At 66.0% G+C, this 13,495-nt stretch carries 13 protein-coding genes; 5 read left to right on the forward strand and 8 right to left on the reverse strand.

Going from position 1 to position 13,495, the window contains the following annotated elements; all coding sequences use genetic code 11:
• Window positions 1-5: 5 nt before the first annotated feature.
• The 8 genes from ACNUDN_RS06875 to ACNUDN_RS06910 form a co-directional block, all read right to left on the reverse strand.
• Entirely contained in the window at window positions 6-689 is a 684-nt protein-coding gene (locus tag ACNUDN_RS06875; protein ID WP_419121251.1) for a gluconate 2-dehydrogenase subunit 3 family protein, read from the reverse strand.
• Window positions 690-722: 33 nt separating this feature from the next.
• Window positions 723-1,805: a PfkB family carbohydrate kinase gene (locus ACNUDN_RS06880; RefSeq protein WP_419121252.1), complete on the reverse strand. Its 1,083-nt coding sequence runs from the start codon at window positions 1,803-1,805 to the stop codon at window positions 723-725.
• Window positions 1,802-2,446 (reverse strand): bifunctional 4-hydroxy-2-oxoglutarate aldolase/2-dehydro-3-deoxy-phosphogluconate aldolase, encoded by a 645-nt coding sequence (locus ACNUDN_RS06885; RefSeq protein WP_419121253.1) that lies wholly within the window; start codon window positions 2,444-2,446, stop codon window positions 1,802-1,804. Before ACNUDN_RS06885 ends, ACNUDN_RS06880 begins: the two co-directional genes overlap by 4 nt.
• Complete coding sequence (locus ACNUDN_RS06890) at window positions 2,443-3,561, reverse strand: mandelate racemase/muconate lactonizing enzyme family protein (RefSeq protein WP_431959582.1); 1,119 nt, start codon at window positions 3,559-3,561, stop codon at window positions 2,443-2,445. The genes ACNUDN_RS06885 and ACNUDN_RS06890 overlap by 4 nt, the downstream gene beginning before the upstream one ends.
• Window positions 3,558-4,259: a gluconate 2-dehydrogenase subunit 3 family protein gene (locus ACNUDN_RS06895; protein ID WP_419121255.1), complete on the reverse strand. Its 702-nt coding sequence runs from the start codon at window positions 4,257-4,259 to the stop codon at window positions 3,558-3,560. Before ACNUDN_RS06895 ends, ACNUDN_RS06890 begins: the two co-directional genes overlap by 4 nt.
• Window positions 4,260-4,297: 38 nt before the next feature.
• Window positions 4,298-5,962 carry a GMC family oxidoreductase gene (locus ACNUDN_RS06900; RefSeq protein ID WP_419121256.1) on the reverse strand — a complete coding sequence of 555 codons (1,665 nt, stop codon included), beginning with the start codon at window positions 5,960-5,962 and terminating at the stop codon, window positions 4,298-4,300.
• Window positions 5,963-6,060: 98 nt separating this feature from the next.
• Window positions 6,061-6,630 carry a type 1 glutamine amidotransferase domain-containing protein gene (locus tag ACNUDN_RS06905; RefSeq protein ID WP_419121257.1) on the reverse strand — a complete coding sequence of 190 codons (570 nt, stop codon included), beginning with the start codon at window positions 6,628-6,630 and terminating at the stop codon, window positions 6,061-6,063.
• A 47-nt stretch (window positions 6,631-6,677) separates the two neighbouring features.
• Window positions 6,678-7,382: a cysteine hydrolase family protein gene (locus tag ACNUDN_RS06910; RefSeq protein WP_419121258.1), complete on the reverse strand. Its 705-nt coding sequence runs from the start codon at window positions 7,380-7,382 to the stop codon at window positions 6,678-6,680.
• Between the two features lie 294 nt (window positions 7,383-7,676).
• Between ACNUDN_RS06910 and ACNUDN_RS06915 the strand changes: the two genes are divergently transcribed.
• From ACNUDN_RS06915 to ACNUDN_RS06935, 5 genes are read left to right on the forward strand one after another with little or no spacing between them, the layout of a single operon-like run.
• Complete coding sequence (locus tag ACNUDN_RS06915; protein WP_419121259.1) at window positions 7,677-8,912, forward strand: type 1 periplasmic-binding domain-containing protein; 1,236 nt, start codon at window positions 7,677-7,679, stop codon at window positions 8,910-8,912.
• Window positions 8,909-10,435: a sugar ABC transporter ATP-binding protein gene (locus ACNUDN_RS06920; protein WP_419125044.1), complete on the forward strand. Its 1,527-nt coding sequence runs from the start codon at window positions 8,909-8,911 to the stop codon at window positions 10,433-10,435. The genes ACNUDN_RS06915 and ACNUDN_RS06920 overlap by 4 nt, the downstream gene beginning before the upstream one ends.
• Window positions 10,432-11,424 (forward strand): ABC transporter permease, encoded by a 993-nt coding sequence (locus ACNUDN_RS06925; protein WP_419121260.1) that lies wholly within the window; start codon window positions 10,432-10,434, stop codon window positions 11,422-11,424. Before ACNUDN_RS06920 ends, ACNUDN_RS06925 begins: the two co-directional genes overlap by 4 nt.
• Window positions 11,421-12,467, forward strand: coding sequence for an ABC transporter permease (locus tag ACNUDN_RS06930; RefSeq protein WP_419121261.1), 1,047 nt, complete (start codon window positions 11,421-11,423; stop codon window positions 12,465-12,467). The genes ACNUDN_RS06925 and ACNUDN_RS06930 overlap by 4 nt, the downstream gene beginning before the upstream one ends.
• Window positions 12,468-12,490: 23 nt before the next feature.
• Window positions 12,491-13,495 carry a dihydroxyacetone kinase subunit DhaK gene (locus ACNUDN_RS06935; protein ID WP_419125045.1) on the forward strand — a complete coding sequence of 335 codons (1,005 nt, stop codon included), beginning with the start codon at window positions 12,491-12,493 and terminating at the stop codon, window positions 13,493-13,495.

Here is a 13,495-nt window from a genome sequence, read left to right on the forward strand (position 1 = left end):
CTCTTTCAGGGAGTGCCGCTGCTGGCGACACGGAGGGCGTCGACTGTGCTGTCTGCGTCGAAGGGTGCTGTGCCGCCCTGGATGAGCCAGGCGCTCTCGACGGTCTCGTTCGGTCCGGCGAGTGTGTCGGGTAGCGCCACCCGCACGACGTCCTCGGTGCATTGATACGTCCCCTGTACGCGGCTCAGGAGTTCTTCGTCCCAGTCGTCGATGGTGTCGGCGTAGCCGTAGGGCTGCGGGCTGATCCGGTAGTCGCGCCCCGCCGGCGACTGGGCGTTGATCGCGGAGATCACCGCCGGCCGTGAGTAATACGCGTGGTAGACGAGGTCGCGCAACCGGCTGAACTCCTCGACGTGTTCGCGTTCCAGTTGTGCGACGGCCGTCACCCGGGCCGCTTCGTCGGATCGGGTGAAGTCAGCGCCGAGCCACTCTGCGACACAAGCGATGTGATCGACCGAGACGAAGGGGTACCACCGCGCCTCCTGCCCACTCGGGGTGACGTAGCGCCGGAAGAACCCCACGATGTCCACCGCGCTTGGTGCGGGATAGCCGCCGCCTGGCGGAATCAGGGTGTCGGCCAGCGCGTTCAGCAACATCGTTGTCGCAGTGTCGAACTCGACCTGCGGCACCCACCCGCCGAGTGGTGGCTTGCCCGGCGCACCGGTCAGTTGCACGTTCACTGTTGTCATCTGCATACTCCTGTCCGAGCTGCCGTGTGGTTGCTAACGGCGGTTTGCCATTACTCCGAACGCAAGCGCTTCGACTTCGTCGCCGTGGGCCATCGAGTTGTCGCCGGGGGTCGTCATGGCCAACGCGCCGTGGGCGACACCGAGGGCAGTGGCGGCATCGAGGTCGCGACCGCCGAGGATGCCGGTCAACAGACCGGCGACGAATCCGTCCCCTCCGCCGACACGGTCGAAGACCTCGAGATCGCGATGGGTGACGCAGGAGGCGACCTGGTTGCCGTCCCACACCGCCGCGCCCCAGTCGATGCGCGACGCGGAATGCTCGGTGCGCCTCGTCGCCGCGATCAGCGACAGGTGCGGAAACTCGGCTTGGGTCGCCTCGAAGATCTGGTGGATGTCCGGGTCGTCGGATCCGTTGTTGGGTAACGAGACTCCCAGCAGACCACCGAAGTGGCCGACGTTACCGATGAGGACATCGGCGTGCTTGGTCAGCCGGCGGCCCACCTCGATCGCCGCGTCCGCGCCACCACGTCCCTGCCAGAGGCTGGGCCGGTAGTTCACGTCGTAGGAGACGACGGTGCCGTGCCGGCCCGCCGCGGCCATCGCCTCCTGTGCCACATCTGCGGTTTCGGCTGTGAGACCGGCGAAGACACCGCCGGTGTGAAACCATCGAGCGCCGACGGCCCCGAAGAGTCGGTCCCAGTCGATGTCTCCGGGCCTGAGCTGGCTGACCGCGGTGTGCGCTCGATCCGACACGCCAAGAGCACGCCGGACACCGAACCCCCGTTCGGTGAAATTCAGTCCGTTGCGGGCAGATCGACCGATTCCGTCGTCGGGAACCCACATGATCTGCGAGGTGTCGGTGCCGCCGCGGCGGATGAGGCCGGCGATCAGCTGGCCGATCTCATTGTCCACCAATGCCGTGACGATGCCGGCGCGTAGCCCGAAGCACGCTGCCGACGCTCGTGCGACGTTGTACTCGCCCCCGCCTTCCCACACGTCGAAGGTGCTCGCGTCCCGAATCCGGCCGGCACCGGGATCCAGACGCAGCATCACCTCACCCAGCGCGAGCACGTCGTAGCGGGTCTGCGCGGCGTGGCGCACCGACAGCGCGGTCATTCCCGATCCACCATCCGCAGCGCCTGCCGGGCCAGATCGCTGATCGCCCCCCAATCGCGGCGCTGGATGAGTTCTTTCGGCGCCATCCAGCTTCCACCCACGGCCAGCACCGAGTGCTCGGCCAGATATGCGGGCACGTTCGTGGTGTCGATGCCGCCGGTGGGGACGAACCGGACAGCTTGGAACGGATTGGCGAGCGCCCGGATGGTGGTGACTCCACCGAGTGCTTGCGCGGGAAAGAACTTGACCGTGTCGATCCCCATCGAGATCGCCGCCATCAGATCGGTCGGGGTGGCCACGCCGGGCAGAACCGGTACACCCGCGTCCAGGCATGCGGTGATGACCTCGCGATCGGTCCCGGGCGACACGACGAACCGAGCGCCCGCGGCCAGACAGTCCCGGGCTTGGCCGGCGGTGAGCACGGTACCCGCTCCGACCAGCATCCTGGTGTCCTCGGCGGCAGCGGCGACGGCGTCGAGTGCGCCGGGGCGCCGCAACGTCAGTTCGAGAGCTGCCATCCCTGATGCGAGCAGAGCGGATCCCAAATGACGGGCGTCATCTGTGTCGGTCACATCGACAACCGGTAGTATCCGGCACTTTTCGAGGTGGCTGCGCAGATCTAGCGACTGCACCGAGGTCATGACACCGCGAACCGCGTCATCGCGTCGGGCGACAGTTCGACACCGAGGCCCGGGGCCTCGAGGACATCGACGTAGCCGTCCTTGACCGTGAGCGGATGGGTCAGCATGCCGTCCCAGCCCGGACCGCCGTAGGCGTCGACCTCGATCAGCGGCGTGTTCTCACACGCCAGGATCATGTGCAGCCCGGCGGCCAGCGCGATCCCGGTGCCCGAGGAGCAGGCGATGTGGGGGACACACTGCAGATTCCAGGTGCCTGCCAGGTCGGCTACCCGCTTGGCTTCGGAGATTCCGCCCACGCTGGTGCAGTCCGGCTGCAGGATGTCGAAGGTGCGCCGGTTCAGCAGATCGATGAACTCATAACGGGTGAGCAGAGATTCACCTCCGGCCAGCCGGATCGACACGCGGTCGGCGAGCCAGGTGTGGTCGTCGACGTACTGGGTGAGGCTGCGCGCGAGGATGGGTTCCTCGAGCCAGTACACATCGAGATTCTCGAGTTCGCGGGCCAGCACCAAGGCGTCGCGCCGGTCGTAGAGCATGTTCGCGTCGACCATCAACTGGGCATCACCCACGGCGTCGCGCACCTTCGAGACCATGTCGACCGTGTCGCCCAGATCGCCGCTGGCACGCAGCTTCATGGCGGTGAAGCCGTCGGCGACGGCGCGTGCGCACTCGTCGACGGTGGCCTCCGTGGCTTTGAGTGACGGTGCGAAGTAGGCGCGGACACGGGATTTCGACGCGCCGAGCAGTCGATAGACCGGTTGTTCGGCGATCTTGCCCAACAGATCCCACAGCGCGATGTCGATGCCCGACAGCGCGTACGTCTCGATTCCGCGGCGTCCCCACATGTGTGTCGCGTTGAGCATCTGATGCCATAGCGACTCGATGTCGCGAGGGTCCTGGCCCACCAGCATCGGCGCCAACTGGCTGTTGATGATCGGTCCGACCGTCGGGAAATACTCCGAGGAGAAGCCGGCTTCGCCGATACCGACCAGGCCTTCGTCGGTCTGGATCTCGACGACGACGCCGCCTTTGGAGTTGACCAGCATGGCGCCCCAGCGCAGTGGCTCATCGAGGGCACTGCCGAGCGGATGAGCTTGTACGGAGGTGATTTTCACGTCGGGTTCGCCTTCAGATGCGGGATCAACTCGTCCCAGTCGTATGTCGGCTCGAAGTACTCATGGGTGTCGTAGGTGCCGTCCATCGTGTCCCTGAGGGACTTCGGACCGGGGAATCCGATGAACTCCCAGCCCATGCGGTTCTTGTTGCCGCCGTAGACGGGGTCGCAGTAGAACCCTTGCCGGGTGTGCAGGCACAGCGCGGTGAAGAAGTCCATGCCCTCGTCGAAGGTGCCCTGCAGGAAGGTGGTCACCGCCTCCGAGGTGCCGAGCGTCACCTTCGTGGGCTTCGGTGCGCCGGAGAACAACTCGAGTGCCTGGTCCTGCTCGGACTCGGAGAGTTCGATGAAGTCGCGACCGAAGCTCGACCGGGTGGACTCGTCGAGCGCGACGAGCCCCTGCCGATAGGTGTGCTGCATCCGGGTCTGCCGGTCGCGCCAGGCATCGGCGAACCGGCCGGTCATCTTGAGAAATCCGCTGCCGTCGGCGGCGGCGAAGATGAAGTCGATTCCCGACAGGTACCGGTCGATGAACACCACCACACGTGCCTCGCGTGCGCCCGGGTCAGCGTCGGTGGGGATTATCCGGGCGGTGGCCGCTTCGACGGTGGCCCATTCATGGTCGGTGAAGAACAGTTTGTCGGTACTGTCCGGATCGACCGGTTCACCGACGATTTCCCAGGATGCTTTCAATCCCATGGGGACAACCCTTCTCGATAGTCTGCGATTGGCTGGGTTCAGCGGGGGACAGCCAGGCGTTCTTCCCGGCCCTTGGCGTAGACGTCGGTGATGTACTCCGAGCATCGCCAGGCGTTGGCCATCATCGTCAGGGTCGGATTGACCCCCGTTGAGGTGGGGAAGCTGGATCCGTCGAGCACGAAGAGGTTGTCCACGTCGTGGGCCTGACACCACTCGTTGAGCACCGTGGTGTTGGGGTCGAAGCCCATCCGGGCGGTGCCGTGTTGATGGCAGGTGTTGCCGGTCATCTCGTCGAGGTAGACAGGAACGGTCTTGCGTGCGCCGGCCGCTTCCAGAATCTCCATGTTCTTGTCCACCTGCCATTTACCCATCGCGACGTCGTTCGGATGGGGGCGGTGCGTGATGCGGGCCACGGGCATGCCGAACGTGTCGGTCACGGTCGGGTCGAGATCCACCCGATTCTTCTCGACCGGAAGGTCGTGCAGGATCAACCCGATCTTCATCGCGTAGTTGAAGAAGTTCCGGTCAGCGTCCTTCAGTGCGTCACCCCACGACGGCCGGCCCGGGAACACCCAGTTGACCGGATGGGTGATCTGGGACGCCGCGATGATGCAGCCGCCGATGTGACCCCTGTCGTGGTCGGTTTCGTAGAACTGCAACGACCCGCCGCTGATGTAGTTACCGGTCCAGCCGTACAGCGGATCGTCGATCTCCTTGTCGAACAGGCCGACCGCGAACAGGTACTCATGGAAGGTGGCGTTCTTGCCGACCTGGCCGCTGCTGTTGGCCAAACCGTCGGGGTGTTGCGCTGAACGCGACATCAGCAGCAGGCGGGCGGACTCGATCGCGCCGAGCGTCAGGATGACGATGCCGGCGTCCTGTTCGTGCTCGTTACCGTCGGTGTCGAGGTAGACGACGCCGGTGGCGCGCCCGTCCTTGCCGACTTTGACCTGGCGCACGAAGCACTCCGGACGCACTTCGAGATTGCCGGTGGCCACGGCCTCTGGCACGAAGGTGGTCAGCGTGTTCGACCGGGCGCCGCTGGGGTCGCCATACTGATTCCAGAAGCTGGTGTGGTTGAAGGGCTTTCGGCCCTTGTGCTCGGTGGTGACCATGGCGTGCGGCAGCGGGAAGGCGTTGATGCCCATCTTGTTGCAGGCGTCGTAGAACTTCTTGCCCCACCGGGTCGGCCGTAGCGGCGGGCTCGGATAGCCCTTGCTGCGGTACGGCTCGTACTTGTCGGCGCCGGCAATACCGGCGATACCGAATTCCCATTCCACTTTGGTGAGGTAGGGCTCGAGGTGGTCGTAACGGAACGGCCAGTCGGCCAGGCTCGCCCCGGGCAGGTCACCGTGCAGTGATCTGAGCATGAAGTCGGATTCGCGCGGTCGGGGCACCCAACCGGCCCAGTGGTTCGTTCCGCCGCCGACAAGCTGCGGGGTGGGGGAGAACTGGAACCGCTTCGCTTCGGAATTCTCGTCGTGGCGCAGCGTGCGGGGATACAGCGTGGGATCGGGCCACAGATAGTTGCGATTGACGAACTTGATCTCGTCGCCCGAGAAGTCCTTGGCGGCATTGAGCCACGGGCCTTTGTCGAACGCGACGACTTTCATCCCTGCTTCGCACAGCACCTTGACGGCGGTGCCACCGCAGGCTCCCAGTCCGACGACGATGACGTCGACGGGATCGTTCTTCGTACTCATAGTTCACGGCTTTCGGTCACGGCCGCAGCGGCCAGGTTGCTGTGGGCAGCACGCGGTAGGCCGACGGCATCCCGTCGGCCCCGCGGCCTCTTGTCGAGTCAGGCGTTCACAGGTTGGAGCTGTTCGGCGCCGGACTTCGCGGCGACCTCACGGCCCAGGTAGTCCACGATCGCGGCGAGGAACGGCGGCAGGTCGACCGGCGTGCGCGCGGTGATGATGTGGCCGTCTTCCACCACGGCCTGGTCGAGCCAGGTACCGCCCGCGTTGACCACGTCGTCGCGGATCGGTGCGTATCCCGTGGCTTTCCGGCCCTTCAACGCGCCCGCCGAAACCAGGACCCAGCCACCGTGGCAGATGCTGGCGGTGAGCTTGCCCGCCTGGTGGATGTTGCGGACGAACTCGATCATCTCCGGGTGCAGCCGCATGTTGTCCGGTGCGAAACCGCCCGGGACGATGACCGCATCGAAGTCTGCGGGGTCGGCGTCGGGAGCGCCGATATCCGCCGTCATCGGGTAGTGCTCTTTGCTCTCGAAGGTGTCCTTGCGGCCGTTGCCCACCACGGTCACGGTCGCCCCGGCCTCCTGGAGGCGCAGATGCGGGTACCAGCCCTCCAGAATCTGGTATTCGTCCTCGATCATCAGGGCTACGCGTACGCCGTTCAAGTTCATGTGTTTCCTTCCGTCGGTATCAGTCGTGCGGGCTGATTCGGGTGGTTTCAGGCGCCGATCAGTTCCAGGAATTCGGTGCTGAGCAGCACGTCTCCGTGGTTGGCCTGGATGTTGCGAAGTGCCTCCCAGTGCTGGCCGTACCCCAGCGGCTGATCCTCGAGCGTGGCAGGGATGGCGGCGGATGTATCGGCGAGCACGACGATCTTGTAGTCCTGATTGGCCCCGTCGATGGCGGTGGTGATCACGCAGTTGCCCGTCGAGACTCCGGCGATGACCAAAGTGTCAGCCCCGGCGGCGCGCATGTATTCGTTCAGCGGGGTGCCGTAGAACGAGCTGAAGCGGTGCTTGCGGAACACCGGCTCGTCGTCCAGCGGCTTGATGGCGTCGTCGAGTTCGTCGCCGCCATTGCCCCAAGCGCCCGGGAACGTGCTCAGCGGCATGGCGGCCGGCCACTTGGCTTCCGCCACGCCGGCATCCTTGCCGTCCGGGCGAAGTCCCCACAGCGAGTACACCACCGGAATACCCTTCGCGCGTGCGGCCTCGATGACATTGACGACCGGCTGAACGACGTCCTTGCCTTCGGGCGCACCTCCGACACTTTCGATGTACATCGCCCCACCAGGGGTGACGCACGCCTTCTGCATGTCGATCACGAGCAGCATCGTCTTGGCCGGATCGATGGTCGGGGCCACCCGCGCGGAGCGATCGATGACCTTGTCGATGTTGTCGTACGTGTAATCCAGTGATGACATTCGCGCTCTCCTCGATTTCCTTGCAGTACCCGGTGTTATCAGGTGGTCTGATAAGCAACCATAGGAGCTGCGGGCACAGGGTGTCAACCGTCACAATGGGCGCGTGAATCGCTCGAACTCACGCAGGGCAGGGCCGAATGTCATTCAGAGATGCACTGCGGCATGGGAATTTCCGATTTTCGGCCAATTCGGCGACTTCTCTTGACTGTGACGCCCGCCACCGTGCAGAGTTCAGACCACCTGATAACCAACCGCGACTGTGGCCAGCCGCGTTCGGACCCTGAGGACTGTCACATGCCACCGCCCGAACCGCCGTCGCGCGAGGTGCGCGAACTCGTCGAACGTCGCCGTGCAGGCGGTCTGCCACGCCGGCACTTCCTGCGTGCCGGCGCCGCGATGGGCCTGACCCTGCCCGCGCTCGCGGGCGCGCTGGCGGCGTGCGGCGCCCCCGAGCGCGAGGTTGCCGGATGGTCGTCCCGCTACTACCCCTACGGACGTGAGCCCGTCGCTACCTCGGTGGACGAGGCCATCGCCTGGTGGCTGGACCGAACAGCGAACGACGCGGTGGACTGGCGGGCACCCGAGGTCACACTGTCCGAGGAGGAAGTCGCCGAGCTGCAGCGACGTGCTCCGCGGATAGGCCACCAGTGGTACGGGCTCTACGTGCCGGCGGTCGCAGGCTGGAACGAATTCTGGCTCGACGAGGTCTCGCAATGGGCGCCGAAGCCGACCGTCTATGACGTTCAGGGGCGTGCCGACCGGGACATCCGCGGTGCTCAGGCTCTGGTGGGATCCCAGATCGCCGTCGCAGGAACGCTGGCGGTCAACTGGAACCTGTTCGGCGCCGCCATGCGCAAGTACCAGGCCGCCGACATACCCACGACCAGCGTGGTGGCGCCCAGTTCGGCCTACTACCCGACCACCTGCACCCTGATGCCCGACCAGGTCGAATGCGGTCGCTCGCTGGCCCTTCCGATGGCCGAGATCCTGGCGCGCAACGGCATCACCGAATCCGACGTCGTCTTCATCCCCAGCCGCCAGCCGGCCTACTTCGACATCGCCCGGGAGATCGGGCTGGAGCAGGGCGTCAAAGCTCCCGAAACCCAATCCGTCGCACGCCTGAATTTCGTGCGCGCCGCGCCGGCGGGCGAGTCGACGGAGGTCGAGTCCGCGGTGGCGCAAGTCCTTGCCACCAATCCGGACGCACACGTGATCGCGGTACTGAGCTATCGCTATGCGGGAGCGGCGGCAGCCATCAGGTCGGCGGGCCGCCGCGACGTCTGGATCATCGCCTTCGACCTCGAGCAGGGCACCGCGACGCAGCTGCTCGACGGTGGCTGGCCGGTCGCGGTGGCCTACAGCCTGCCCATCGCCCAACTGGGCCGGGCCGACGCGCATGTGATGGGCAAGATCCTGCTCGGCAAGGACGTCCCGCTCGTCGTGACCGCCAAGGGCACGCCGACGACCAGCGCCAATGTCGCACAGGCCTATTCCAACGACTGGGGAGGCAGGGCTCTGCCGTGGACATGAGTCTCGACATCGGCGCCGATGTGCTGCGCGTGGAGAACCTGACGAAGTCGTTCGGCGCCACGACTGCCCTGCGCGACGTGACCATGACGGTGCGGCGAGGTGAGATCCGCGCCGTGGTCGGACCGAACGGCGCCGGAAAGTCGACGCTCATGAAGCTGCTGCGCGGGGTGTACTCATCCTCGAGCGGCCGAATTCTGCTCGACGGCAAAGAGATCAGGCCGACCCGCCCAGCCGACGCAGACCGGCTCGGCATGGCGATGGTCTACCAGGAGCTCAGCGTACTTCCCGACCTGACGGTGGCCGAGAACATCGTGCTGGGGCGCCCCTCGGTCAACCGGCTCGGCCTGCTCGATCGCCGGCGCGTCCGCGACACTGCCGCCGATCTCGTGGCGAGGCTCGGGGTCGCCATGCCGCTCGACGCGCTGTGCGGCGAGCTGACGGTGGGCCAACGCCAGATGGTCGAGATTCTGCGTGCACTCTCGGGAGAGGCCAGGGTTCTGATCTGCGACGAGCCCACGGCCGCGCTGTCGCGACCCGAACAGGATCATCTGATGGCGCTGCTGCGCCGGCTCCGCGACACCGGTGTGTCGATTCTCTACGTAACCCACCATCTGGCAGAGGTCTTCGAATTGGCCGACACCGTCACCGTCATCCGGGACGGTCGCAATGTGGCGACCGAACCCGCGTCGGCACTCGACACCGAACAACTCGTGCACCTCATGCTGGGCGAAGCAATTTCGACCGAGGCCACCAGAACCTCAGGTACGACGTCGTTCGATCACGTGGACCCGGCGCTGTCGGTGAGCAATCTGTCGACACGGTCCGGTACGGTCGCCGACCTGAATCTCACCGTGCGCCCTGGCGAAATCGTGGGTTTGGCAGGAACATTGGGCAGCGGATGCAGTAACGTGCTGCACGCGCTGTTCGGTGACGAACCCATCCGTGACGGCACGATCGCCGTCGGTGGTCAGCGGGTTGTCGTCGACTCGCCCAGAGCGGCGCTGCGAGCGGGCATCTGCTTGGTGCCCGGTGATCGCAAGACCCAGGGCATCTTCTCGGGCCAGGCGCTCTGGAAGAACACGGTCTCCGCCCGACTGGGCGTGTACACAGGTCGAGGCGGGCTGTTGCGCAGGACCGCCGCGTTCCGCTCGGCCTCGCGAAAATGCTCGGAGGTCGGTGTGAAAGCCGACTCGATGTCTCTGCCGATCGACAACCTCAGTGGTGGCAATCAGCAGAAGGCGATCCTGGCCCGCGCGCTGCTCGGCCACCCTCCGGCGGTCCTCATGCTCGACGACCCGACCGTGGGTGTCGACGTGGGAGCCAAGCGCGAGATCCGGCTGCTGCTGAATTCGCTTGCAGCCGAGGGTGTCGCGATACTGCTCGTCTCCTCGGAGTTCGACGAGTTGGCCGCGGTCTGCCACCGGATCCTCGTCGTCAGGTCCGGCCGGGTCGTCGATGAACTCGAGGGTGCGCAGACCGACGAGAACTCTTTGCTCATCGCCGCGACGGGAGAACAGCCATGACCCAGATGCCGACCCTCGAGCCCAGGCGAATGTGGTCACCGATCGCGACGGCGCGCTGGTCGGTCGAGCCGAGGTTGCTGCTGCTGGCCGGTGTTCTGGTCGGCTTGGTTCTGCTGTTCTCGGTGCTGGCGCCGGGCTTCGGGTCACCGGCCAACCTCGCCGATGTACTGAGACAGAACGTGACACTGGTCGTGGTGGCGGTCGGCTTGACGTTCGTGCTGCTCGCCGGCGAGTTGGATCTGTCGATCGGGGCGATCACTGCGCTGGTGTCGGTCCTGGTCGCCCAAGCGGTGACGGCGTGGGGCCTGCCCGCGGTGGCGGCGGTGGCGCTCGGTCTGCTCGTCGGTACCGGGCTGGGCGCGGTCAACGCACTGCTGGTCCTGGGTTTGAAGATTCCCTCCTTTCTGTCCACCCTGGCGATTCTGGGAGTGGTGCAGGGCCTCGCGCTCACCGTCAGCTTGTCGGCGGTCGACGTGGCGGGCCGGCTCGGCGCGTCCTTCTCCGGAAGTCTCCTGGGTGTACCGGTGGTGATCCTCTACGGAGCCCTGGTTGTCTTCGTGGCATCAGTCGCATTGAGTCGCAGTCGATTCGGTCTGTGGTTGCGCGCCACCGGCTCCGACCACGAGATGGCTCGCCTGGTCGGACTCTCCGTGGCCCGGCACCGGGCCGCGGTCTTCGCGATCAGCGGTCTGTGCGCCGGGATCGGCGGAGTGATACTGGTCGGCCGCACAGGCTTCGGCGACGCTTTGTCGATGCCGGGACTCGGTATCGACGCCCTTGCCGCGGTGATCCTCGGCGGCACTCGCCTGGGTGGCGGTCGCGGCTCGATCGCCGGGACGGTGTTGGCCGCCATACTCATCGGATTCCTCGGGAGCGGGATTCAGGCGGTCGGCCTGCCGAGCTCCGGACAGGACATCGTCCGCGGTGTCGTCATAGGTGCGGCCGTGTTACTGATGCGGGCGCCGAGGCGAAAGGAAACAGTCGCATGAGTGACCTGAGAGCCGGGGAGGTGGATACCAATGTCCCTCTGGCACCCAGCGCGATTCCGGTCGGAAGGCCCGCGATGGATCTCGCGGGTCCGGCGGCCGCGGCGGGCGTGCTGGCAGTCCTGGTCGCCTATTTTGCCTTCGCAGCCCCGGACGGAATGTTCCTGTTGCCGGGCAATCTGCTGGCCATGGTCCAGGACAGCGCGGCATTGGCGATCGTCGCGTGTGGCATCACCTGTTGTCTTGTCGCAGGCGAGGTCGACCTTTCGGTGGCCGGGGTGATCGGATTGTCGGGAGTCGTGGTCGCGCGGATTCTCGACGCCGGGATGGCGTGGCCGGTAGCGGTGCTGGCCGCGGTCGGCGCGGGCGCGGTGGTCGGGATCGTCAACGGTGTGCTCACCGCACGAGTGGCCCGACTGGTACGCCTCTTCCCGTCGTTTCTGGTCACATTGGCCACCGGGACCGTGTGTATCGGAGTGGCGCAGGCACTTTCGCCCGGAAACGTCGATATCCCGATCATCGATCCGGAGTTCACCTACTACTTCGGTTTCGACTCGACGCTGGGCGGTAACCGACCTCTGCTGTACACCGCGGTGGTACTGGTGCTGATCTTCGTGCTGCTGCACAAGTCTGTTCTGGGCTACCGGCTGTACCTGGTCGGATCGAACACCGAGACCGCGCGGTTGGCGGGGCTGGACGTCCGCGGACTCAAGTTCGGTGTGCTCGCGCTCAGTGGTGCGCTGGCCGGATTCGCCGGCGTGATCGTTGCCGGCTTCCTCAGTGCGGGCTCGTTCGCGCAGGGTGATTCCGGGATCGAGATGACGGCCATCGCGGCTGCGGTTCTGGGCGGGACAGCGCTTTTCGGGGGGCGTGGGACCATCCTGGGCACGCTGCTCGGCGTGCTCGTCCTCGGCGTGCTGTCCCAGGGCGTACTGCTGATGCAGTTGACCACGCCGACGCAGTTGCTGATCACCGGTGTGGTGATCCTGGCGGCGATCGCCTTGGGCGAATGGGTCCGCCGGCGCACCTCGGCAGGTCGCTCATGACCGGCACCGTCGCTGACCACCTCATGCGCAAGATCCTGAACACGCCGGAAAGTGTGGTCGACGACTATCTGGCGGGTCTGGCCGCAGCGCACCCCGACATCATCGTTGTCGACCGTGAGAACCGGATCATTCTGCGCGCGGGCGCCCCCGTGGCGGGGAAGGTCGGCATCGTCGCCGGGGGCGGATCAGGCTGCGAGCCTTTGCATACCGGCTTCGTCGGGCCGGGAATGATCGACGCGGCCGTGGCCGGGCAGGTGTTCACTTCGCCGGTGCCCCGCCAGATCGTGGCCGCGACCAGGGCCGTGAACGGCGGCGCCGGGGTGCTGCACGTGATCAAGAACTTCCCGGGCGAGGTGATGAATTTCGGGATGGCCGAGGAGATACTCGACTTCGACGACGACGACGACATCGACATCGCGTCGGTCCTCGTCGACGACGACGTCGCGACAGCGTCCGGTAACGCCGGCGGGCGCGGTCTGGGAGCGACGGTGCTGGTGGAGCGGATCGCCGGAGCGGCCGCCGAACTGGGCAACTCACTGGCGCAGGTCAAGGAGATCGCCGAACGGGTGAACGCCCGCTCCCGATCGTTCGGGGTCGGACTGTCCTCGTGCACACCACCGTTGAGAGGCCGACCGATCTTCGATCTGCCGGACGGTGAGATCGAGCTCGGAATCGGGATCAGCGGGGAGCCGGGCCGCGAACGCGCCCCGATGCTCGGCGCCGGCCGGCTTGCGGACCTGATGCTGGATGCCGTTCTCACCGACCTGCGGCCATCAACCGGCGCCCGGCTGCTGGTTCTGGTCAACGGGATGGGTGGTACTCCGGACAGCGAGCTCTACCTGCTCTACGGCGAGGTCGCGAGTCGACTACGGGAGCGCGGATTCGAACCTGCACTGTCACTGGTGGGCAGTTTCGTGACCTCACTGGATCAGGCGGGAGCGGCGCTGACGGTGCTCGAACTCGATGACGAACTGCTCGAACTGTGGGAGCGCCCGATCCACACCCCCGCACTGCGATGGAAGGCCTGA

Origin of the sequence: Mycobacterium sp. smrl_JER01 (assembly GCF_048513595.2) — a bacterium.
GTDB lineage: Bacteria > Actinomycetota > Actinomycetes > Mycobacteriales > Mycobacteriaceae > Mycobacterium.